The organism is Streptococcus viridans (genome assembly GCF_900636365.1).
In the GTDB taxonomy this organism is placed as follows: Bacteria; Bacillota; Bacilli; order Lactobacillales; family Streptococcaceae; genus Streptococcus; species Streptococcus viridans_A.
The window spans coordinates 590,675-610,494 of the sequence record NZ_LR134266.1 but is presented as its reverse complement, the minus strand read 5'-3'; the positions used below and the strand labels follow the sequence as shown (position 1 = coordinate 610,494).

General features: G+C 42.1%; 24 protein-coding genes. 3 read left to right on the top strand and 21 right to left on the bottom strand.

All coding sequences use genetic code 11. The annotated features are described in order from the left end of the window. Positions 1-31 precede the first annotated feature (31 nt). The 8 genes from EL081_RS03375 to pbp2b all read right to left on the bottom strand — a co-directional run bounded on the left by EL081_RS03375 (position 32) and on the right by pbp2b (position 8,142). Positions 32-712, bottom strand: coding sequence for a TIGR02206 family membrane protein (locus EL081_RS03375; RefSeq protein WP_006596688.1), 681 nt, complete (start codon positions 710-712; stop codon positions 32-34). A gap of 12 nt (positions 713-724) precedes the next feature. Further along, entirely contained in the window at positions 725-1,414 is a 690-nt protein-coding gene (locus tag EL081_RS03370; RefSeq protein WP_126403971.1) for a TIGR02206 family membrane protein, read from the bottom strand. 28 nt (positions 1,415-1,442) lie between these two features. After that, positions 1,443-2,144 carry a TIGR02206 family membrane protein gene (locus tag EL081_RS03365; protein WP_126403970.1) on the bottom strand — a complete coding sequence of 234 codons (702 nt, stop codon included), beginning with the start codon at positions 2,142-2,144 and terminating at the stop codon, positions 1,443-1,445. 29 nt (positions 2,145-2,173) lie between these two features. Then, the gene (locus EL081_RS03360) at positions 2,174-2,785 is read right to left on the bottom strand and encodes an NUDIX hydrolase (RefSeq protein WP_126403969.1); all 612 of its coding nucleotides are present in this window, start codon (positions 2,783-2,785) and stop codon (positions 2,174-2,176) included. Next, positions 2,775-4,145, bottom strand: coding sequence for a UDP-N-acetylmuramoyl-tripeptide--D-alanyl-D-alanine ligase (locus EL081_RS03355; protein ID WP_126403968.1), 1,371 nt, complete (start codon positions 4,143-4,145; stop codon positions 2,775-2,777). The genes EL081_RS03360 and EL081_RS03355 overlap by 11 nt, the downstream gene beginning before the upstream one ends. A gap of 88 nt (positions 4,146-4,233) precedes the next feature. Next, the gene (locus EL081_RS03350; protein WP_126403967.1) at positions 4,234-5,280 is read right to left on the bottom strand and encodes a D-alanine--D-alanine ligase; all 1,047 of its coding nucleotides are present in this window, start codon (positions 5,278-5,280) and stop codon (positions 4,234-4,236) included. Between the two features lie 173 nt (positions 5,281-5,453). Next, complete coding sequence (gene recR, locus EL081_RS03345; RefSeq protein ID WP_117745019.1) at positions 5,454-6,050, bottom strand: recombination mediator RecR; 597 nt, start codon at positions 6,048-6,050, stop codon at positions 5,454-5,456. Between the two features lie 10 nt (positions 6,051-6,060). Further along, a complete protein-coding gene (gene pbp2b / locus EL081_RS03340) occupies positions 6,061-8,142 on the bottom strand; it encodes a penicillin-binding protein PBP2B (RefSeq protein WP_126403966.1) in 2,082 nt (693 codons plus the stop codon). A 317-nt stretch (positions 8,143-8,459) separates the two neighbouring features. On the opposite strand from pbp2b, the gene EL081_RS03335 reads away from it, so the two are divergent. From EL081_RS03335 to EL081_RS03320, 3 genes are all read left to right on the top strand, one after another. Beyond that, positions 8,460-9,287 (top strand): exodeoxyribonuclease III, encoded by an 828-nt coding sequence (locus EL081_RS03335; protein ID WP_126403965.1) that lies wholly within the window; start codon positions 8,460-8,462, stop codon positions 9,285-9,287. An 11-nt stretch (positions 9,288-9,298) separates the two neighbouring features. Continuing rightward, a complete protein-coding gene (locus EL081_RS03330) occupies positions 9,299-9,685 on the top strand; it encodes a bleomycin resistance protein (protein WP_126403964.1) in 387 nt (128 codons plus the stop codon). 441 nt (positions 9,686-10,126) lie between these two features. Beyond that, positions 10,127-10,720: a helix-turn-helix domain-containing protein gene (locus tag EL081_RS03320; protein WP_126403962.1), complete on the top strand. Its 594-nt coding sequence runs from the start codon at positions 10,127-10,129 to the stop codon at positions 10,718-10,720. 25 nt (positions 10,721-10,745) lie between these two features. Here EL081_RS03320 and nth read toward each other — a convergent pair whose 3' ends face one another. The 13 genes from nth to EL081_RS03255 form a co-directional block, all read right to left on the bottom strand. Next, positions 10,746-11,375 carry an endonuclease III gene (gene nth / locus EL081_RS03315; RefSeq protein ID WP_120702221.1) on the bottom strand — a complete coding sequence of 210 codons (630 nt, stop codon included), beginning with the start codon at positions 11,373-11,375 and terminating at the stop codon, positions 10,746-10,748. A gap of 114 nt (positions 11,376-11,489) precedes the next feature. Then, the gene (locus tag EL081_RS03310) at positions 11,490-12,182 is read right to left on the bottom strand and encodes a 5'-methylthioadenosine/adenosylhomocysteine nucleosidase (protein ID WP_126403961.1); all 693 of its coding nucleotides are present in this window, start codon (positions 12,180-12,182) and stop codon (positions 11,490-11,492) included. A 27-nt stretch (positions 12,183-12,209) separates the two neighbouring features. Beyond that, a complete protein-coding gene (gene macP / locus EL081_RS03305; protein ID WP_023026541.1) occupies positions 12,210-12,548 on the bottom strand; it encodes a cell wall synthase accessory phosphoprotein MacP in 339 nt (112 codons plus the stop codon). 11 nt (positions 12,549-12,559) lie between these two features. Continuing rightward, entirely contained in the window at positions 12,560-13,105 is a 546-nt protein-coding gene (locus EL081_RS03300; protein ID WP_125335312.1) for an NUDIX hydrolase, read from the bottom strand. 9 nt (positions 13,106-13,114) lie between these two features. Then, positions 13,115-14,494 (bottom strand): bifunctional UDP-N-acetylglucosamine diphosphorylase/glucosamine-1-phosphate N-acetyltransferase GlmU, encoded by a 1,380-nt coding sequence (glmU, locus tag EL081_RS03295; RefSeq protein WP_126403960.1) that lies wholly within the window; start codon positions 14,492-14,494, stop codon positions 13,115-13,117. Positions 14,495-14,875: 381 nt separating this feature from the next. After that, positions 14,876-15,316: an ASCH domain-containing protein gene (locus tag EL081_RS03290; RefSeq protein WP_126403959.1), complete on the bottom strand. Its 441-nt coding sequence runs from the start codon at positions 15,314-15,316 to the stop codon at positions 14,876-14,878. After that, positions 15,261-16,160, bottom strand: coding sequence for a putative PEP-binding protein (locus tag EL081_RS03285; RefSeq protein ID WP_126403958.1), 900 nt, complete (start codon positions 16,158-16,160; stop codon positions 15,261-15,263). Before EL081_RS03285 ends, EL081_RS03290 begins: the two co-directional genes overlap by 56 nt. Before the next feature lie 41 nt (positions 16,161-16,201). Beyond that, the gene (locus EL081_RS03280) at positions 16,202-16,930 is read right to left on the bottom strand and encodes a GNAT family N-acetyltransferase (RefSeq protein ID WP_126403957.1); all 729 of its coding nucleotides are present in this window, start codon (positions 16,928-16,930) and stop codon (positions 16,202-16,204) included. Between the two features lie 7 nt (positions 16,931-16,937). Continuing rightward, on the bottom strand, positions 16,938-17,417 hold the full coding sequence (locus EL081_RS03275; protein WP_126403956.1) for an NUDIX hydrolase: 480 nt from the start codon (positions 17,415-17,417) through the stop codon (positions 16,938-16,940). Between the two features lie 40 nt (positions 17,418-17,457). Continuing rightward, positions 17,458-18,063, bottom strand: coding sequence for a DUF6707 family protein (locus EL081_RS03270; protein WP_126403955.1), 606 nt, complete (start codon positions 18,061-18,063; stop codon positions 17,458-17,460). Between the two features lie 59 nt (positions 18,064-18,122). Next, positions 18,123-18,674, bottom strand: a complete 552-nt coding sequence (locus EL081_RS03265; protein WP_232011410.1) for a hypothetical protein — start codon at positions 18,672-18,674, stop codon at positions 18,123-18,125. Between the two features lie 23 nt (positions 18,675-18,697). Next, complete coding sequence (locus EL081_RS03260) at positions 18,698-19,285, bottom strand: SMI1/KNR4 family protein (protein ID WP_126403953.1); 588 nt, start codon at positions 19,283-19,285, stop codon at positions 18,698-18,700. A gap of 64 nt (positions 19,286-19,349) precedes the next feature. After that, positions 19,350-19,709, bottom strand: a complete 360-nt coding sequence (locus EL081_RS03255; RefSeq protein WP_126403952.1) for a hypothetical protein — start codon at positions 19,707-19,709, stop codon at positions 19,350-19,352. Between the last annotated feature and the right edge of the window lie 111 nt (positions 19,710-19,820).

Genomic DNA, 19,820 nt, shown 5'->3' with positions numbered 1-19,820 from the left:
GAGACTGATTGTCCCACCCTCCTTTTTCTTTTTATCGAACAACTCTTTCTCTAGCAAGTCTACGACTGAAAAATACATTAAAGAGAAGCAAGGCTGCTGCTAAGATACTGGAGACCACGACGTAATTCACCAAGAGGCTGTCCCCTTTGATAATCGGTGGCCGGGCCATGAGTCCATAATTCCCTCCAGTGACTTGGTTGACGCCGACTAGAAACAGATCTAGGACAAAGGTATAAAGAACAATCTCTCGATTTTTTAGAAGGCTCGAATCATAGCATCTCAAGAGATAAATCAAGGAATTGACCAAGAGACAGTAATGCCCTAAGAGGAAAGAAAAGCTCGTAATATGAGGGAAGGTGTAGGGATCAAAGACTGGATAGCCCAAGGCAAAGATCGCTCCACTCACTCCCATCAAGGCAAAAAACTGCTTGCTCTTCCATCGGTCTGGCAACAGCAAGACAGCAAACATGGCCAAACGACAATGGTACAAGGGTAAACTATTGGACCAGGGAAGCTGAAAAGCAAAATACCAGATATAGAGACAGATCAATTGAAAAATTTGTAAGTTTCGAAAGATCTTCCGAAATTGTTCATTTTGATAGTAACGTAATGAAGCCCAAACTGCCATTACAATTAAAAGAACCATGACCCCATACCAAAGGAGCGGGATAACAGGTGGTGCAGTGGATTCAGTTGTAAAAAAATGATGCATAGGATCTCCTTATTAAATGGATTCAGATGTTCTTTTTCTTTTCTTACTGGACTTAACGATAGCATTCATCAGGATAAGGGTTCCTGTCATCAGGATAGTCACGATGAAGTAATTGAGCACGAGCCCATGATTGCCAATTACAGGAGGACGACGCATAAAGCCGTAATTTCCACCCGTTACGAGATTAGCGAGCTGAATAATAGCATTGACTCCAAAAGTCATCTGACAGATTTTCCAAGCATCTCTTTCTTCCACCTGGTAGGATTGAACCAGATAGATCAAGCAATTGGCCAAGAGGGCCCAGTGGCCAAAGACATTGTTGATTGAGGATACATGAGGAAAAGGATAGGGATAAAAGACAGGATGAACCAAGGCCATGATGGAGCCAAAGACGCCAACAAGAGCAAAATATTGCTTGAAGCTTCCCTTGGGAGCCAGAAGAATAATCCACATGGCCATTCGGCTATGATAGAAGGGCAGACTTTCTGAAAAAGGCAAATGTGCTGCAATATACCAAACGTTGATCATCAGCAACTGAATCAATTGCCCCCAATACCAAAAGTTTTGATAACCTTTGGAAGAAGCAAATCGAATAGACAGATAGCCTACCACCATCAATGAGGTCGGCAACAAAAAATACCAAGCCCCCAATTGAGGAGGAGCCGTTGGTTGACTGGTGAAAAATAAATCCCAAAGTGGCATGATTTCCTACCCTCAGTTAATCAATTTTCTATTCTGAACGTGAAACGACAGTCTCTTCAACTATCTTGTATTTGTACTTATACCGTTGGTTGACCAATAAAATTCCAGCTACCATCACAAAGCTAACCAAAAGGTAGTTCAAGAGAGCACCATGGTCCCCAATGATTGGTGGACGCCGTAAGAAGCCGTAATCCCCTTTCGTCAAAAGGTTGACCAAGAAAATCAAGGCATTCATGCCAAAGGTGATCTTTAAAATTCTCAAGCCGTCTTGTTTTTCAGATTGATAATGATCCTGTAGGTAAATCAAACTATTGGCAAGCAAGGCCCAGTGGCTAAAAATTAGATTCAACACAGTGATATGAGGGAATGGGAAAGGATCAAAGGCCGGATACACCAAGGCCGCAATCGATCCTAAAACTCCCAAGAGAGCAAAATATTGCTTAATATAGGTCCCCTTAGGGGCAAAGAGAATCACCAACATGGCCAAGCGGCAATGATAAAAAGGCAAATTATCCGTCAAAGGCATGTGGGCAAGAATATACCAAGCATTGATGGCCAAGACTTGGATCAACTGTGCCCAATACCAAAAGCGTTGGTAGCTTTTGGACTGCGCATATCTGATGGAAAAGTAACCAACCACCAACAAAGAAGCTGGCAGAATGAAATACCAGAGCCCAAACTCAGGCGGGGCTGATTTTTGGTTCGTAAACAATAAATCCCAAAGTGTCATTTTATATCCCTTTAATTTATAAATCGTTTTTAATCACAATACAAATCTCGTTTCCCATCATAAACCTCCCAAAGGAAGTTCAATTGTTCTTCTGTATTGCGCTTGGTAGAAAGAGCAGGCATTTTCTCTCTCTCAAAAAAGGCAAGGTCGGAAATTTCCTGATTCTGTTGAAAACTTCCATCCAGCAATTCACATTCAAATACCAATTTCACATATTGGCGACTTTGCAATTGGTAGCGATTGGTATCAAATACTGCCAACAAGCGATTGACACGTGCTAAATAGCCCGTTTCTTCTTGGACTTCCTTTAAAATATTTTCTTTGGGAGAATAGCCAACCTCACCAAAGCCACCCGGCAAAGCCCAGGTCTCTTCTCCCTGACCTTTCACTAAACAAAGTTTGTCATCTTTGACAATCCAGGCCCTTACATCAATCAAGGGAGTGTCGTAATGGTCTGTCGGGCGAAACAAATCCGATAATTCTTGTGGATTCAAATCAGTCGCTTCTCTCACAAGATCCTGTAAAATGGCACGAATATCCTGATAGCGCTCTTGATCAAATGGATCTTTTGAGAACGCTAAGCCTGTATTAGTGATTGAAATCAAGCGCTGAATGTTCTTTAGCACATTACTACTCGCCATTCTCCAACTCCTCTACCAATTTGGCTAGATTCATAGAATTGCTTCCCTTGATGAGGATTTGGTCCTGCTCTTTTAAGCTTTCCTTGACTTGTTTGACCATGTCCTCAAACTGGTCTTCTTCAGCGGTCTTTTTGAAATAGTAGACATGTCCGAGTGGAAACATCTGACTCGCTAACTGAGCCAAGCCCGCAATGTCCTGACCATAGAAAATAACCGTATCCAAGACATCAGGTGAAAGACTGAGAATCATTTGGTTGTGCAGATCAATGGATTGCTCCCCTAGTTCTTTCATATCTGCAAGAACCGCCAACTTCCGGCCATTTGGATTGGCAGGAATGGTCGAGAAGGTTTCTAAAATTAAGCGCATGGCAGTTGGGTTGGCATTGTAGACGTCGGATAAGATATCCGCTCCATTACCTGCCTTCTTCCATTCTGTGCGGTTCTTAGTAAGCTCTAGGCCTTTAAAGCTTGCACGGATAGCCTCTTCGCTCACCCCTTCTTTTAGGGCAACATAGGCCGCAATCATGGCATTGGTCGCATTGTATTTGCCTGTTACTGGAAGATCAATGGCAGCCGACAAGAAATTCGCTTCAAAAGTCAGGCTGTCCTTGCGCTCGTCCAATTTGGTAATGCGGATATCTGCTCCTTCACCAAAGCGCACAAGCTCTTGTTGGTTGGGTAAAAAATCCTCGACAATCGGATCAGCCGGTACTAGAAGCAAGCCACCAGCTGGCATCCCGTCCGCAATTTGCAATTTCCCTTTAGCGATTTCTGTGCGATCTTTGAAAAACTCCAGGTGAGCTTCCCCAATGAGGGTCACGATTGCTGCTTTTGGATGGGCAATTTCTGAGAGGAGATGGATATCTCCCAGATGGTCCTGTCCCATTTCAAGGACAAGCTTCTCTGTTCCTTCTGGCATATGGAGAACCGTATAAGGAAGGCCAATCTCGTTATTGTAGTTTCCTTGTGTTTTATAGGTTTTATAAGTAGTAGATAATAACTGAGCTAACATATCTTTGGTCGTTGTCTTACCGTTTGAACCGGTGACCGCCAAGACATCTACTTGACTCTTCTCCAAAACATATTGTGCTAATTTTTGAAAGGCCCCTAGAACATCATCCACCAACAAATACGGGTGGCCTTCTACTTCTTTTTCAGACAAGGTCGCTACAGCCCCATTTTCAAAGGCGGTTTCAATAAAATCATGCCCATCACGCGCCCCCTTGAGAGGGACAAAGAGATCCCCCGGACCAATAAGACGACTATCAAATTCTGGCTTCTGTAAAGCAAAATCTTCAAATTGACTGATATCATTGCGAACAGCCAGGACACGAGCCACTTCGTGCAAGGTTACATTCATGGTATTCTCCTCTAAAAAGTGGGAGCAGGAAGAAAAGCGACTCCTCTATGAGTTGACTTCATCTCCCACTCCCGCTAGGAACAGTTTCTTAAAGTAAGTGCGTTTCACGCTTTTCAAAGGTTTCTTTGGCTAATTCTACCAAGCGCTCGATTAAATCAGGATAGGCCAAATCCATGTTATCCCAAAGTAAAGGATACATAGACCATTGGGTAAAGCCAGGCATGGTATTGAGCTCATTCAAGTAGATGCCTCCGTCCTCTGTGTAGAAGAAATCACAACGGGAGAGACCTTTCCCACCAATGGCACGGAAGGCTAGTTCTGCATTGTGACGCATGGTCGCAGCAACTTCTGCAGGAATTTCAGCTGGAATCGCCATCGTAATCTTATTATCGATGTATTTGGCTTCGTAGTCATAGAAGGCTACATCTTTGACCACTTCACCAGGTAGGGTGCTCTTGACATCGTAGTTGCCTAACAATCCCACTTCGATTTCGCGGGCTACGACACCTTGCTCCACTAAAACACGGCTATCGTATTTAAAGGCCAATTCCAAAGACTGACGAAGTTCTGCTTGGTTCTCTGCTTTTGAAATCCCAACACTAGAACCCATATTAGAAGGCTTGGTAAAGACCGGATAGGTCAATTCCTTTTCGATTAAGGCAATCTTGGCCTCTAGGTCATCTCCTTCAAGGACAGCCACATAAGGAACTTGTGGAATCCCTGCAGATTCTAGGACCCGTTTGGTGGTAATCTTGTCCATCGCCACACTAGAAGAAAGGATATCACATCCCACATAAGGGAGTTTCAATACTTCTAGGAAACCTTGAACCGATCCATCTTCTCCCATTGGTCCATGAAGGACTGGAAAGACAACCGCTCCTTCTTGGTAGATGCTGCTCGGAGTTACTTTAGCGTCCCAATCAATGGTTTCATTGGTCATCAAGCGTTCTGTTTCAGCAGGTTTCTCTTCAAAAGTTTGCGTCTTGATGAAGTCTCCAGCCTGAGTAATGAAATAGGTCTCAACAGAATACTTGTCATAATTAATCGCCCGCATGACGCTTTCAGCTGAAAGCACAGACACTTCGCGCTCTGCGCTACGGCCACCATAAAGAAGTACAATTTTTTCTTTTGCCATTGTTTGGTCCTAATCCTTTTTTTAATTTTGTGCTTCCTAATTGACTTGTCAGAAGCACTCCTCACATACGAGTTCGTCCCTCTAGTATACCACACTTTAAAAAGAAAGAAAACGAGAGAGAACACCTAAAAAAACAAAAAAACCGGAGGCTTTCCTCCAGTTTCTGTAACCGCTTATAACTCGGTTCGATTTTCAATAGCTCGAAGAAGAGTGACTTCGTCCGCATACTCGATATCTGCTCCGACAGCTAATCCACGTGCCAGACGGGTCACTTTGATACCAGCTGGTTTGAGGACGCGTGAGATATACATAGAAGTTGCTTCACCATCTGCTGTTGCATTGGTCGCCACAATGACTTCTTGGACCTCATGATCCATTAATCGTGTGATCAAGGATTTGAGGTTAATATCATCCGGTCCAACCCCATTCATGGGCGAAATCAAGCCATGAAGGACATGGTAGCGACCGTGGTACTCCTGAATATTTTCCATAGCCGACACATCTCGACTATCTTCCACTACTAAGATGATCGATGGATCGCGTGTCTCATCTCGACAAATGGCACACTCTTCTTCATCTGTCAGGTTCCCGCAGATGGAACAATAGCTTAATTCCCGCTTTGCTGACAAGAGATTTTTAGCAAACTCATTGACATCGTCATCACTCATTCCAATAGTATAAAAGGCCAGACGAGTTGCTGTCTTGATCCCAATACCAGGGAGCTTCGAATAACTTTCAATTAATTTTGCGATAGGTGTTGGATAGAGCATAGCTTCCTTTCTAATTCATAGGATGTTTTTGCTGGTAGAGATTGATAATTTCTCTGGTAATATTGTGACTGACGGTCGCTTGGAGATTGGTATTATGTGGGAAGACGACTGCCACTGCAATCTGAGGATTTTCAGAGGGAGCATAGGCGATAACATTGGTGTTTACAGCAGGGGTCCCACCATTTACAAACGTTTCCGCAGTCCCGGTCTTCGCACTGATTGGAACGGTAGCTCCTTCTCCGATGGTTTTACCTGTTGTTAAGCCACTGGTTCCATATACCACCTGATAAAAACCTTGTTTGATGATGGCTAGATTTTCAGGTGTTAGAGCCACTTGATTGAGTTCTTTTGTTGCAATTTCTTCTTTCAGAGGTCCCAAACCTCCCTTGGCATCATTTTCATAGATCCCTTGGACCAGATGGGGAGCCACTCGTTTCCCATCATTGGCAATAGTTGCAACATATTGAGCCAACTGCATAGGGGTATAGTTATCAAACTGGCCAAAGGCATCTGTTAGGTAATTGCCAATCGTGAACTCTTTGGGAACATAGCCTGTCGATTCATTCGGAAGGTCAATCCCTGTTTCTGATCCTAGACCAAATGAGGCAAAAGTCAAACGCAATTTGTTCATAGCAGGATCCAATTGGTCTGTCTTTAAGGTCATATTGGGCTGATAGGGTTGCCCCATCAAATCAAGTGCAATCTGCACCATATAGGTGTTGGAAGAATATTCCAACGCTTGCACCGCATTGATTTCTTGGCTTCCAAACTGGGTGAACCACGAAGTGATTGGAGCTGAACCAGAAAAGGAGATTGGTTGATCCAATAGGACTTGGTTCCCAGAAATCACCCCATTTTCCCATCCTGCTGTCAAAGTAGCTGCTTTAACAACCGACCCTGGAACAAAGACATTGGTCACTGTTCCTAAAGCATCGGGAGTAAGATCTTGCGAACCAGCTTCATGCTTCATCCCCGCCATCGCAAGGATTTTACCCGTTTTTGGATCTAAGGCAACAGCATAAACCCCTTCTGAGTAGGTCGCATTCCCAGCAGCTAATTCTGCCTGGAAGGACTTCTTCAAGATGTCTTCCACTCCTCTTTGGAAATCCAAATCAATGGAAAGCTTGATATTGTTTCCCTTGCTTCCTTTTGAGAGGGTTTTGATTTTTTCAACATTGCCATTCTTGTCCAAATGGATTTCTTTTTCAACCCGTTCTCCTTGGAGGACAGACTCATATTGTTTTTCTAAATAAGAAGTTCCGACGCGATCATTTAAGGCATAGCCTTTTTCCAAATAGTCGTCCACATCTTCAGCTGGAAGACCGGCTTGCTCTGTCGACACACTACCAACGATGGAAGCCAAAGGACTATCAACCACTTTTCGATCCCAACTCGTGATCACTTCAAATCCTGGAAATTCTTTCAAATGATCTTTGACCGTCGTTACTTGCTCATCAGACATCGGATCCGTCACAATCGTAGCACTGGCAAAGTTTTCAACGGCATTCATTTGGCTGAAGAGATAGATGGCTTTTTTTTCTTCTTCCGTATAGCCCAATTTGGCTGGGTCAATACTGTCCACCGCATACTGGTAGATTTTCGCTTCTGGAAGTGGGTTGCCATCCGTATCGATGCGTTCCTCCTTGGGCAGTTTGTCCACTACTTCTTTATAGACTTCGGTGTTTGCGAGATAAAAGTCGATTTCTTGACGCTTACTGACTTGAGGGTTTGACACGCTTACGTAATTTAGGAGAAGCTGTGCTGTTTGACGCATCTCTTCTGCAGTAAACTTATTGCTACGCGTAAAGGATAAGACCTTCTTATCGACATTCTCTACCAGTGGCTGACCAGAAGCATCATAAATCTGTCCCCGGAGACTTCCCCTTGTTAAATGTTTTTTTGTAGCTTTTGCTAATTTTTGCGTATAAAAGCCTTGATGAGTAATCTGCATATACCCTAGTCGAGCAATTAAAATCAAAAAGAGGGTACAGACTATACTGAATAACAAATAAAGTCGTCTAGTAATCCACCGATTATCAAATTTTCTCACCTTAGCGTTCGCTTTTTTTGAACGTTTAGATTTTCGAGCCATACCTCTCCTTTCATCTTGATTCTCAATCCCAGCCCCTCTCAACACAACCTAAAAATAGGATAACTTTAAAGGCAATCTGAGGAATATTTCCATTTTAAACTCAACTTCCATTATAGCACATTTCATCCAGACTCGAGTCGCTAGACCAGATAAAAAAATAGCTATTCTGAACTCCTTGTCAACTATTCTTTCAGCAGTGTGAACAATACAAACATCTTTTTACTAAAAAGCGGTTCCTTCCTCAAATCACAAGAAACAGGAGACTGGATATTTTTTGGTATAATAGAAGCATCGACAAAGTTAGTAAAGGAAACGATATGAAACTAATCTCATGGAATATTGACTCATTAAATGCCGCCTTGACGAGTGACTCTGCACGTGCGAAGCTCTCGCAAGACGTCCTCCTTACCTTGGTTGCAGAGAATGCGGATATCATTGCTATTCAGGAAACAAAATTATCTGCCAAAGGACCAACGAAAAAACACTTAGAGGTCTTAGAAGAGCTGTTCCCTGGATATGAAAACACTTGGCGGTCCTCTGTAGAACCCGCTCGTAAAGGATATGCAGGAACTATGTTCCTCTACAAAAAAGAATTGACACCAACGGTAACCTTCCCAGAAATCGGTGCTCCCTCTACCATGGATGTCGAAGGTCGAATTATTACCCTTGAATTTGATGACTTCTTTGTGACCCAGGTCTATACTCCAAATGCTGGAGATGGGCTCAAACGCTTAGAAGAACGCCAAATCTGGGATGCCAAATATGCAGACTACTTAGCTGAACTAGACAAGCAAAAGCCAGTTCTGGCTACAGGCGACTACAACGTAGCCCACAAGGAAATCGACTTGGCCAATCCAGCTAGCAACCGTCGTTCCCCAGGCTTTACTGATGAAGAGCGGGCAGGTTTCACGAACTTGCTAGCCAAAGGATTCACTGATACCTTCCGCCACTTGCATGGGGACCTTCCGGATCAATATACTTGGTGGGCACAACGTAGCAAGACATCTAAAATCAACAATACAGGCTGGAGAATTGACTACTGGCTCACTTCTAACCGAGTTGCGGATAAGGTGACCAAGTCAGCTATGATTGACTCCGGCGCCCGTCAAGACCATACACCAATTGTCATGGAGATTGATCTATAAGGAGAAAACGAATGGACTATCAAGCTGTCATCCCTGAATTTGTCGTATCGGATATCGAGCAATCGCGTCACTTCTACTGCGACTTATTGGGATTCTCTGTCGAATACGAGCGTCCAGAGGAGAAATTTCTCTTTCTCTCGCTTGAAGACTGCCAACTTATGCTAGAAGAAGGTAGCGCAGAAGAATTATCCCAACTGACTTATCCTTTCGGGCGTGGTGTCAATATTTCCTTTGGTATCAAGGATGTCCCACAACTCCACCAAAAATTGCTGGAAACCAACTATCCCATCCATCGTCCGCTGACAAAAAGAGAATTTCGAGTGGGAGATAACTTTATTTATCCCCATGAATTTGCGATTTTGGATCCAGATGGTTATTTTTTACGATTTAGTGAATAAGAAAAAGGAGGCTCTTGGCCTCTTTTAGAATGCAGTTAAACTGTTTATCATGTCAAATAGTTAGCTAACTCTTCAAAAAAATGACTTCTATTTTTTTGAGTCAGTTAAGTAGATCTGAAACTTTCCGCTGTGAGAAAAGTGCCTGAAATGCATTTTTCAGGCACTCGGGTGTTTTGGAACCTTAGATCCAAAACTAAGTCATGGAACTTTTCCGAAGTTCGCTGACGCCCGTACTCACTTAAGGAAAGTTTTTAGAGAACATTTTCTTCAATCTGAAGGAGGCCCTTGGCCTCTTTTTTGCTAGCTAATTATCCATTGACAGGCTTGCAAATCCATGGTCAAAAACAGTTGCCAAAGCCTATGAAATCAACATGTCAAAGAACTTTGATAGCCATTTTTTGTATAATTAGGTAGAATGAAATCAGAAAGCGAGGAGATCTTATGCAAGTCGGAAAACAAATTCAGCACTATCGTAAAGAGAAAAACTTATCTCAAGACGAATTAGCTGAAATCATCTTTGTCAGCCGTCAATCCATTTCCAACTGGGAACGCGGCGCAACCTATCCTGATATTCAAAACCTGCTCTTACTAAGCAAGGTCTTTGAAGTGTCATTGGACAAACTAGTCAAAGGAGATTTGGAAACCATGAAACAAATTATTCACGACCAAGAATTTATGCGCTATCAAAAAGATGAAGTGGTCTTTAGCTTACTGCTAATTGGCAGTCCTATCATCAGCACTCCCCTCATTCTTTATTTGGATGGATACGGCATCGCTATTAGTTGCTTGATTCTTGCTGCCGCTATATTCTACGCCTTACGCATTGAAAAATTCAAGAAAAAGCATAATCTTCGTACTTATCGCCAGATTGTCGCCTATGAACAAGGACGCAGTCTGAGCGAGATTGAAGAAGCTGAAGAAAGGGGTAAAGCTCCCTACCAAAGAATCATCCTTCCTATTCTATTTGGCCTTGGAATTGGCGCTATTACTCTACTGATTTCTTGGCTCTTACTTACTTTCTTCCCTATCAAATAAAAGCGAAGTCATTAGACCTCGCTTTTTAACTGTCTTTAAAGTTATACAATTGCGGATAGTGATCACATTCAGGATTTTTAGGATGGCAGATAGCCCGTCCAAAATAGATCATGGCCTGATGAGCTGGGAGCCAGCGTTCAGGAGGAAGAACGTCCATGACTCGTTTTTCCACTTCTAATGGTGTTGCTGATTTCTTGACGATGTCATGGTGCTTGCAAATCCGCTCTACATGGGTATCAACAGCAAAGGCAGGAATTCCGAAACCGACACTCATGACCACATTGGCTGTTTTACGTCCCACTCCGGCTAAACTCTCCAGTTCCTCCCGTGTCTGAGGGACTTGGCCATCAAAGTTGTCCAACAATTGTTGGGCACATTTTTTGAGAAACTTAGCCTTATTGCGATAGAGACCTAATTTGGAAATATGCTTGGCAATGTCGGCTTCACTAGCGACCGCCATGGCTTGAGGAGTTGGGAAGGCTTCAAACAAGGCAGGAGTTGCCTTATTAACCGCAGCATCCGTTGTTTGAGCAGAGAGCATCACCGCTACTAATAATTCAAAATGATTGCGAAAATCCAAACTTGGCTGAGCATCTGGAAAAAGGGCAATAATTTCTTCAATCACATGACGTGCCCGTTTTTTTGATAAGACCATAACTTCTCCTTTGCATTACTAGAATCTATTATAGCATGAAGAAGCAGTTACTTTACAGAATCAGCTTAGCAAAATAGGACTAGTCCTTAGCTAGTCCTATTATCTTAAGTTTTTCTATACTAATCTCTTCAAGAAAGTCATCAAGGTTTGAGCAGAACGCTCGCCAGCCTCTACGATAAATTCATCAAAAGAGATATTAGCTGCGTGATCTGCCGTATCACTCATAGCCCGAATAACCATGAAAGGACGGCCAGCTGCATGAGCCGCTTGGGCAATAGCTGCCCCTTCCATCTCAACGGCCAATACTTCTGGGAAATGTTCCCTAATCGATGCGACTTTTTCTTCACTCGCGATAAAACTATCCCCAGTCGCAATCAGGCCAACATGGGTTGGTGTTTGTTCCTCAGCTAGCACTTTTTTCATCTCTGAAACAAAATAGCGGCTGGATTCAAAGTAAAGAGGTTGCCCTGCCATCTGGCCATAGTCATAACCAAAAGCTGTCACATCGACATCATGGTAGGCCAGTTTGTCTGCAAGGACAATATCCCCAACAGCCATCCCTGGTGCTACGGCACCTGCAGAACCTGTATTGATAATGGCTTCCACCTTAAAATCGTTGGCCAACACAGCCACACTCATGGCTGACATGACTTTTCCGATACCACTTTCAACCAAGACCACTTCATGGCGACCAATCGACCCTGTATAGTAGACCTTTCCTAGGCGAAGGTGTTTCTCTCCGTTCTGCAAAGCTTCCACTAAGATTTTTAATTCTTGTGGCATGGCCGCAATGATTCCAATTTTCATAATCGTCACTCCTTTGGTGGATGCTGCTTATAAGCGCCAGATTGCAAGAATTAACAAGATGAGGAGCAGGATGACCCAAAATAAGATCTTATTCAATTTTGATTGAATCACCTCATCTTTTTGGTTCTCAATCCGACGACTCTTGGTCACTGTAGGTTGGACTCTGATTGGAATAGTCTCCTGAGGATACGATGCTCCATGTCCACTATCTCCTTCCCCTGAGGTCACTGGCCGTTCATAACCAAATCCCCTGTTTCCTGTCGGGAGAATTTTTGTTTCTTCCTCATCAAAGAGCGGGGGACCAGAGATTGCTTCTCCTCGGTTTGCCCGCTCAATCATTTCATCTGTTAATAAAGGTTTTCCCATTGGATCCTCCTCTATTTATTGGATAATTCCCAGTACTGAATCGCCATAATGGTCTTGGCATCGCAGATTTCACCAGCTTGGATCAAGTCTTTAGCCTCCGTCAAGGTCACTTCTAGCAGCTCTAAGGTCTCATCTTCATCTTGAGGGCGAGGATTTTCCACTTTTTTCAAATTGGTCGCAGCATAGAGTTTGATCCGCTCGTTGCAAAACCCAATGGCAGAATAAAAATCATATAACAACTCTAGATCCGCTGTGTAACCAATTTCTTCTTCCAATTCACGCAAAGCAGCTGCTTGAGGATCCGCATTTTCACCCTTTTCCAACTTCCCTGCTGGGATCTCTACAGAAGTCCTCTCGATCGCCTTGCGGTACTGCTTGACCAAAATGGTCTTGCCCTCATCTGTGATTGGTAAAACCGCTACTGCTCCATTATGAAAAATTAAATCACGCTGCGCTTGACCTTTTCCGTCAGGTAGTTCCACTTGATCTGTAACTACTTGGAAAATCGGTCCTTGATAAATCTCCTTGCGCTCAATGGTTTTTTCTTCAAATTGCATGAAAATCTCCTATTTATTTTTAGGATGGTGGGGAAGACGAGTTGCGTACTCATCCTTATTGACTTGACGACCACGACCAATTGCAATCGCATCTGCCGGCACATCCTTGGTAATGGTAGAGCCAGCCCCGACTAGAGAATTATCTCCGAGCTCAACCGGTGCAATGATCGTCGAATTTGAACCAACAAAGACATTGTTGCCAATAAGGGTCTTGTATTTATTTTTCCCATCATAGTTGACGGTAATGGTTCCCGCACCAAAGTTGACGTTGCTACCGACTTGGCAGTTGCCAATGTAGGTCAGATGACCCGCTTTGGTATTTTCGCCAATAGATGAACCTTTGACTTCGACAAAGTTCCCGATATGGACATCTTTTGCCAAGCTAGATCCTGGACGAATATGGGCGTATGGCCCTACTGTCACACCATCGGCTACGGTACTTTCTTCAATCATAGAGTTGGTAATAACAGCACCTGCACCGATTTCACTATCCACGATATAAGTTCCATTGGTTAAGACTGTCTCAGCCCCAATTTTTGTGTGCCCTTTTAGGGTAACATTGGCTTCGATTTGTACCTCAGGTGCGATTTCGACATCGATATCAATATAGGCCGCATCAGGATTGACGAAGCTCACTCCATTGACCATATGAGCTTGGTTAATGCGACGACGCATGATGCCTTCTGCTGTTGCAAGGGCCACGCGGTCGTTAACCCCAAGGCTTTCATCAAAGTCTTTGAGCGTATAGGCTCCAACTTTCTCTCCTGCTTCTCGGAAAATCCCAATCACATCTGTGATATAGTATTCACCTTGGGCATTGTTGGTATTGATATTCTTCAAAGCTTCAAAGAGGCGGGCATTGTCAAAGACATAAGTCCCTGTATTGATTTCTTTGATTTGTTTTTCAAAATCTGTCGCATCTTTTTGCTCAACGATGCGAAGCACTTCCGCATTGTCATTACGAACAATCCGACCATAGCCAAATGGATTAGCTGCTTCGGCTGTCAAAATCGTTGCCACATTCTTGTGGTTGATATGGAAGTCGATCAAGTGTTTGAGACTGTCACCCGTAATCAAAGGAGTATCTCCTGCAATGACGAGGGTATGCCCTTCAAGACCTTTCAAGACTGGCTCTGCCATCATAACTGCATGACCAGTTCCCAATTGTTCGGTTTGTTTGACAAACTCTGTTTGTCCCGCTAAGACTTGCTCCACCAATTCAGCCTTGTGGCCGACCACTGTGACTGTTTTTTCAGGATCAATCGCTCCAACACTGCGGAAGACATGTTCCAACATAGAGATTCCAGCAACCTTGTGTAGAACCTTCGGCAAATCTGATTTCATACGGGTACCTTTTCCCGCTGCTAAAATAATGGCATAATTTGGCATATACATTCTCTTTTCTGTACAATATCGCTTACATTATACCATTTTTTAGCCCTTTTGGAAAATTAGATCCGAACCAAAGGGAGTGGGAAAGAACTTCGACTAATTAAACAAAAGTTGAAAAGGTTCCCAAACCTTTTCAATTTTCCCACCCCCGCACAGCTCCAACAGTCTGGGAGACTGTTGGAGGTTGCAGATAAAGAAAACATGGTTTTCCATCTTCAGAGGTCATCTTTGGAGCTAAGTAGCGAACAAATACTTAGGAACCTTGCTTCGCAAGTCCTATCCACCACCTAAAAGCAGTGCTTTGAGCATTCAACCACTGCGTCATACAGTTATTCCTATTAAACATCGAAGGCTGGACAGTTTTTGCCCAGCCTCGTTCTATAATGGATAAACCTTGCGAAATTCTTCTAAAACCACCTTGCTGTCAGGTTTAAACGTCAGACCTGCTTCCTCCAGCCACTCCGTGAAAAACTCCTCATGAACCTGACGCCAATAGGTCAGAGATTTGTCTCCTTCACCTTCCTTGAAGGCATGGTCAGCAGACACTTGATGGAAGGGCTGAACAGAAACCTTGGTAATTTCGACAATGCAGATAGCCTGATCTTGGCTATCTAAAATGATATCGAAAGTCCCTTCTTGTGGAAGGGGTTCGTCCTCTACTGCGTAGAGGTCGTAAGCTGAGGCTGTTGCTGTTTTTTCGCCTCTTAGAACCAAGTCAGCCAAGAGATCTGCCTTTACTCCAAAAGCCCAGGCGTCTATCTCATCACTGATAGAGGGATTGATTTTCTTGTAGGCATTCCACATTTCTTGCGGTGTCATGGGTTCTCCTTTGTAATTTTTTACTTTCTTCTTTTATACGTTTAAGATGGTCTGGATGGTCAATTTCTAAATCAAAAATCTCTGGAATAGAGCTGTAATGGAGAATACATTCGATACCCATCTGATTCATTTTTTGTATGAAAGAAGTATTCAGATAGCCTGCTACAGCAAAATCAATCTTGTTCTTCCTTGCTTTATCCTGCATCTGTCTCAACATATCTAACATAATTGGACTTTCCATATCATGCCATTGACTGTTTCTCACAGTCGCAAAAATAAAAGAAGTTAAATCATTCATTCCAACTACAATCTTTGAAATGCCCGTTTCCAGTATCCTGTCTAAGTCAAAATACGCTGACGGTAATTCAATCATTGTTCCAACTTTTCCAGTAAAACCATGCTGGCGCAATACTCTAATAGCTTGTTTTAACTGTTCAGCATCATTCACAAAAGGAAAAATAACAGACAGATTGGGATTAGTTTGATAAATTTCTGTAACGACATGACCCTCAGCCTGAAATTCATCTGGACACGCCAATAAACGCCTAGTCCCTCTATATCCAAATAAGGGGTGGCGTTCATCAAAATACTCTTTAGTCCAGTCTAGACTATTTGCTTCTGCATTTGTTAACTCTGAAAAGCGATACCAGACTTCTTCATCTGAGTATAGATGGCAAATAGTGTCTAGATAATCTTTCACAAATTGCTGACAACTTGGTAACAGGATGTTTTGATTGAGTTCTCTCAACAAGTATTCCCCACGAATCAAGCCGACGTGGTGCAATAAATGGGGATAAACTTTTTCAACAATTTTTTCGCCACTAAGAGCTAGTTGATTTTGCATGTTCATTCACCTCGTCTTAAAAGATACACTATCAGATATCATTATACGACACTTTCCTCTAGTTCAAAAGCTTCATAAGGTTCAACTAACTCATATCCTAAAAATTCTGCTACTTTTTTGGAAGCCTCGTTATGAGCATCCCAAAGTGGAAACATATCTCTATTTAAACTCTCTAGAATCATTGCAGCACCAAGCTTTTTAGCAAATCCATTTCCTTGTTCGTTTGGTCTAGTTGCAACTTCCACTTCAACTGCTCCTTGGTAAACTAACCCTGAGGAAATCCCAGCAATCACTTCATTATTTTTAAGAATCACAAAGCCAAATCCACCTTTTAAAGCAAAATCCTGGTAGGACTCAAAATCCCCCTGTAAATCTTGTGACCATTCTTCCTCAGAAAGGCAGTTATAAATACGATTATCAATAGGCACAATATTGTAACCTTTCTCTAACTGACTAACTAGATCATTTAGAAATTCAACTTGAAAATTTGCCTTATCTTTAAAAGAATAGCGAGTAAAAGAAATTAGCTCCACTTTCTGATGCAGAAAATCTTGCCACTTAGTGTCTTCTGAAATAATAATCTTAAAATCTAAACCATATTGCCTAACAAAATCTTCCCAAAATCTGGAATCCAACTCCCCTGCTAGGTATAGAAAATTCCCAATATCATAAAAGCTCGTTGTCCTATCACTGTTTCGATAAACAGTCCCGATTTGAGATTTAAGACCATAGAGAACCATATATTTCTTCCATGTTTTAAATAGTTCCATTATCCCTCTATTTTACCTTCCAATTCTTATAGCTTGTCCGTTCTAATTCAGGAAATCCTCGTAACTCTGCCTTCACTTTTAATACTAAAGGCGAGGCATTTTCTTCGGTAATTTCTTCCAAATTCAGCCAAATGACATTTGCTGAATCATTACTTCCATCAAGAACTTCATGAGGAAGGGATTTTTGAGAGCCTTCGAAATCGAGTTCGATATCATAAAAGACCATGATATGATGTACAGCGAAGTCTTGCCCTTCTTCTTGAACCAGCACGTCATAAACCCTAGGATTTGAGTAACTGTTAATTGTATATCCTGTCTCCTCCAGAACTTCTCTCTTGAGGGTTTCCGTCAACCCCTCACCGAGTTCCTGGCTACCACCTGGTAGGTCAAAACGATGCTGATAGGGGCCTCTTGTTTTTTCAATACAGAGAAGTTTCCCATTCTCATAGCAAATGCCGTATACCCCAAAGTGTTTTTTGATTGCCATATTCTACTCTTTTCTAAAAGTCCAAGATCGATAACTTACCTTATCCCTTAAAAGGAAAGAGGCTATAGATTTCATGCTCCTTGATATACTTCTTCAGTATCTCCATATTCTCTTCGATTTTTGTCTGGATATCTGTCTCTTCAAACGTTGACTCAGCAATAAAAAGGTGAATCTTCAATAAATCTGTCAAGTATAGCAAACGGCGTTCCATTTCCGATTCAGGACTTGAAGCCTGCTCGATTTTTGCAAGCTTTTGCTCCAAGCTATCACCATTCAAAAATCTCTGATGAACTCTCCTTCTTATGTTTTGAGTGGATTCCTCCCCTTGTTCTAATGGAGATAAAAGGAGTTTTTTATAGATGAGTACCTGATTTTCTGCCTCTCTTTCCAGATAAGCCAATAAAACCAGAGCGCTATCAACAAAGGTCCAGGTGTTATAATTCCCTTCAAATGGGACTTGTATGATACGATCTAATAATTCCTTAGCCATTTCCTCTTGACCATCCAGATAAAGTAAATAGGCCAGACGATTCAGTGATTCGAGATAGCTAGCTTGGGTCTTCTTATTCTTTTTAGGGATCCAGTTTAAATACGAGACTAACTCGACATCATTTTCAACCTCTTCGATTAGTTCTTTCACATTCATTTCTTTTCTCCTATCCAATTCACTTTTTGTTACTGAGAAATGCTTTTCTCAGGTCAATCTTACCGAAGTAGATATTCTTTCGCTGTAGCTTGGACGTCTGGGGAAAGGTAGCGCTCTATCAAGTCACCTGTCCCTACAATATATTCCTCCTGTGGGACATCTTCTCTTTGGCCCCAAAAATTTGAAAAAGCGAAATAAAACTCCAAAAACTCCGTCAAACTTTCGCTGAGTTTGTAGAAATTAGGATCTCCAGGACTGCCCGCGTAAACTGGAGAACTGTCATCTTTCATATCACAGAAAAGAATATCATCTGTATCTGTAGTAGCGAATATCTGGTATTGTCCTTCACTAAACTGAAGAATATCTTGTAAGGCCCAACATTCGACTGTCCTTGCAGGAGAATCTAATGCCAATAAAATGATATTAAAAGTTTGATTAGCAAAAAATAAATCCTCATTGAACACTATATGTTGATAATAATCAAGTAATTCTCCTGTCAAATCTGAGGACTGAATCCTTAATTTTTCGTTTGAAAAACTCACTGGTTGGGGAATAAACGTTGTTTCCTCATAGAGTCTAATGATCTTTTTTAATACAGTCACTACTGCCATTTTTCTATCCTTGGTCATTCCTCTTACGTCTCTTTTAAGAATTCAATCCATATCTTTACCTCTGGATTTATGTCATGCGCTATCTCAGCATGCTTCCTATAATCCATATCCAAGTAACCTTGTTCATTCCGGAAAATAATACCTTGTTCATAACAGTTTTTAAGAGCTATGAGCATAGATTCTAATGACCGGTATTCGACCTGAGCCTCCTCTTCAAATACATAAAAACCAAGAATTTGTCCCTGAGCTTCTGGAGCCAAGTTCATGGCATAAAAATCTCCTCCTCCACTGGCAAAAATTGGGAACCAAGACTTGCCCCAAGCATCCGTTTCTCTTAGTTCTAAGTAGGTCTGGATACTCTCTTCCAGAGACATCAAATAGAAACCAGGAAAAAATGCCAGCTCACCGAGTGTGATCCCCTCACTATCTTCTGAACCGTTTCTCCAAGTATAAAGAGCACGCAAGTCCTGGGTTGGCTGCAATGGGATTTCCTCAAACAATTCTTGAATCTGTTGAGAAGATATTCCCGGATTTAGAAAGTCTAAACAAGAATGATCTAGCTGTTGGAGACATTTTTCAATCTCATTTAATAATTGGCTGATCGTTTCCATTTGTTCTCCTTGCCTTGTAAATCATTAGAGACGAGTTCCTTCGTCCCTAGAAAAGAGCTTGCGATTATTCAATCCCATCCTCTTTATTGTACTCTATCATGCATTTGACCGCATATTCTACCCATTCCCAAAAGTCATTAAACTCTTTTCGTTGCTCCCATCCTTCGGCAGCAAAGTCATGAATGAGTTGGACATTATTGCCCTTTCCTATTTCAAAACAAGCTGTATCATCACAATCTCCTCTTTTAGCAAATGGAATCAACTTTCTGCTTGGGTACCTTTCCTGCAATCCCTTGTACAAAGACAGAGCCCATTCTGAATCCAACAGATACCAACAATCAAAATCAACTAAATTAAGTTCGATCAATTTTTTAAACGATTCAGGATACTGAAATATCCTTTCGTCCAGTAAATAGTTTTTCATTTCTTATTTCCTTTTTGGTACAAGATTGACATAGAATGCCAGCTCTAGATTATTATAAAGGTCTTAGATTTGTTCATTAAGATGTATACATTTTCTCCTACCGATTCCTTT

What these genes read in the sequence shown, in the direction of transcription:
- macP (WP_023026541.1), bottom strand. Translation starts at nt 12,548, where the DNA reads ATGGGAAAACCTTTATTAACAGATGAAATGATTGAGCGGGCAAACCGA.
- pbp2b (WP_126403966.1), bottom strand. Translation starts at nt 8,142, where the DNA reads ATGGCTCGAAAATCTAAACGTTCAAAAAAAGCGAACGCTAAGGTGAGA.
- EL081_RS03360 (WP_126403969.1), bottom strand. Translation starts at nt 2,785, where the DNA reads ATGGCGAGTAGTAATGTGCTAAAGAACATTCAGCGCTTGATTTCAATC.
- EL081_RS03275 (WP_126403956.1), bottom strand. Translation starts at nt 17,417, where the DNA reads ATGGCAATCAAAAAACACTTTGGGGTATACGGCATTTGCTATGAGAAT.
- EL081_RS03285 (WP_126403958.1), bottom strand. Translation starts at nt 16,160, where the DNA reads ATGCAAAATCAACTAGCTCTTAGTGGCGAAAAAATTGTTGAAAAAGTT.
- EL081_RS03280 (WP_126403957.1), bottom strand. Translation starts at nt 16,930, where the DNA reads ATGGAACTATTTAAAACATGGAAGAAATATATGGTTCTCTATGGTCTT.
- EL081_RS03290 (WP_126403959.1), bottom strand. Translation starts at nt 15,316, where the DNA reads ATGACACCGCAAGAAATGTGGAATGCCTACAAGAAAATCAATCCCTCT.
- EL081_RS03355 (WP_126403968.1), bottom strand. Translation starts at nt 4,145, where the DNA reads ATGAATGTAACCTTGCACGAAGTGGCTCGTGTCCTGGCTGTTCGCAAT.
- EL081_RS03260 (WP_126403953.1), bottom strand. Translation starts at nt 19,285, where the DNA reads ATGGAAACGATCAGCCAATTATTAAATGAGATTGAAAAATGTCTCCAA.
- EL081_RS03300 (WP_125335312.1), bottom strand. Translation starts at nt 13,105, where the DNA reads ATGCAATTTGAAGAAAAAACCATTGAGCGCAAGGAGATTTATCAAGGA.
- EL081_RS03375 (WP_006596688.1), bottom strand. Translation starts at nt 712, where the DNA reads ATGCATCATTTTTTTACAACTGAATCCACTGCACCACCTGTTATCCCG.
- recR (WP_117745019.1), bottom strand. Translation starts at nt 6,050, where the DNA reads ATGCTCTATCCAACACCTATCGCAAAATTAATTGAAAGTTATTCGAAG.
- EL081_RS03330 (WP_126403964.1), top strand. Translation starts at nt 9,299, where the DNA reads ATGGACTATCAAGCTGTCATCCCTGAATTTGTCGTATCGGATATCGAG.
- EL081_RS03370 (WP_126403971.1), bottom strand. Translation starts at nt 1,414, where the DNA reads ATGCCACTTTGGGATTTATTTTTCACCAGTCAACCAACGGCTCCTCCT.
- EL081_RS03335 (WP_126403965.1), top strand. Translation starts at nt 8,460, where the DNA reads ATGAAACTAATCTCATGGAATATTGACTCATTAAATGCCGCCTTGACG.
- EL081_RS03350 (WP_126403967.1), bottom strand. Translation starts at nt 5,280, where the DNA reads ATGGCAAAAGAAAAAATTGTACTTCTTTATGGTGGCCGTAGCGCAGAG.
- nth (WP_120702221.1), bottom strand. Translation starts at nt 11,375, where the DNA reads ATGGTCTTATCAAAAAAACGGGCACGTCATGTGATTGAAGAAATTATT.
- EL081_RS03265 (WP_232011410.1), bottom strand. Translation starts at nt 18,674, where the DNA reads ATGGCAGTAGTGACTGTATTAAAAAAGATCATTAGACTCTATGAGGAA.
- EL081_RS03365 (WP_126403970.1), bottom strand. Translation starts at nt 2,144, where the DNA reads ATGACACTTTGGGATTTATTGTTTACGAACCAAAAATCAGCCCCGCCT.
- EL081_RS03270 (WP_126403955.1), bottom strand. Translation starts at nt 18,063, where the DNA reads ATGAATGTGAAAGAACTAATCGAAGAGGTTGAAAATGATGTCGAGTTA.
- EL081_RS03310 (WP_126403961.1), bottom strand. Translation starts at nt 12,182, where the DNA reads ATGAAAATTGGAATCATTGCGGCCATGCCACAAGAATTAAAAATCTTA.
- glmU (WP_126403960.1), bottom strand. Translation starts at nt 14,494, where the DNA reads ATGCCAAATTATGCCATTATTTTAGCAGCGGGAAAAGGTACCCGTATG.
- EL081_RS03320 (WP_126403962.1), top strand. Translation starts at nt 10,127, where the DNA reads ATGCAAGTCGGAAAACAAATTCAGCACTATCGTAAAGAGAAAAACTTA.
- EL081_RS03255 (WP_126403952.1), bottom strand. Translation starts at nt 19,709, where the DNA reads ATGAAAAACTATTTACTGGACGAAAGGATATTTCAGTATCCTGAATCG.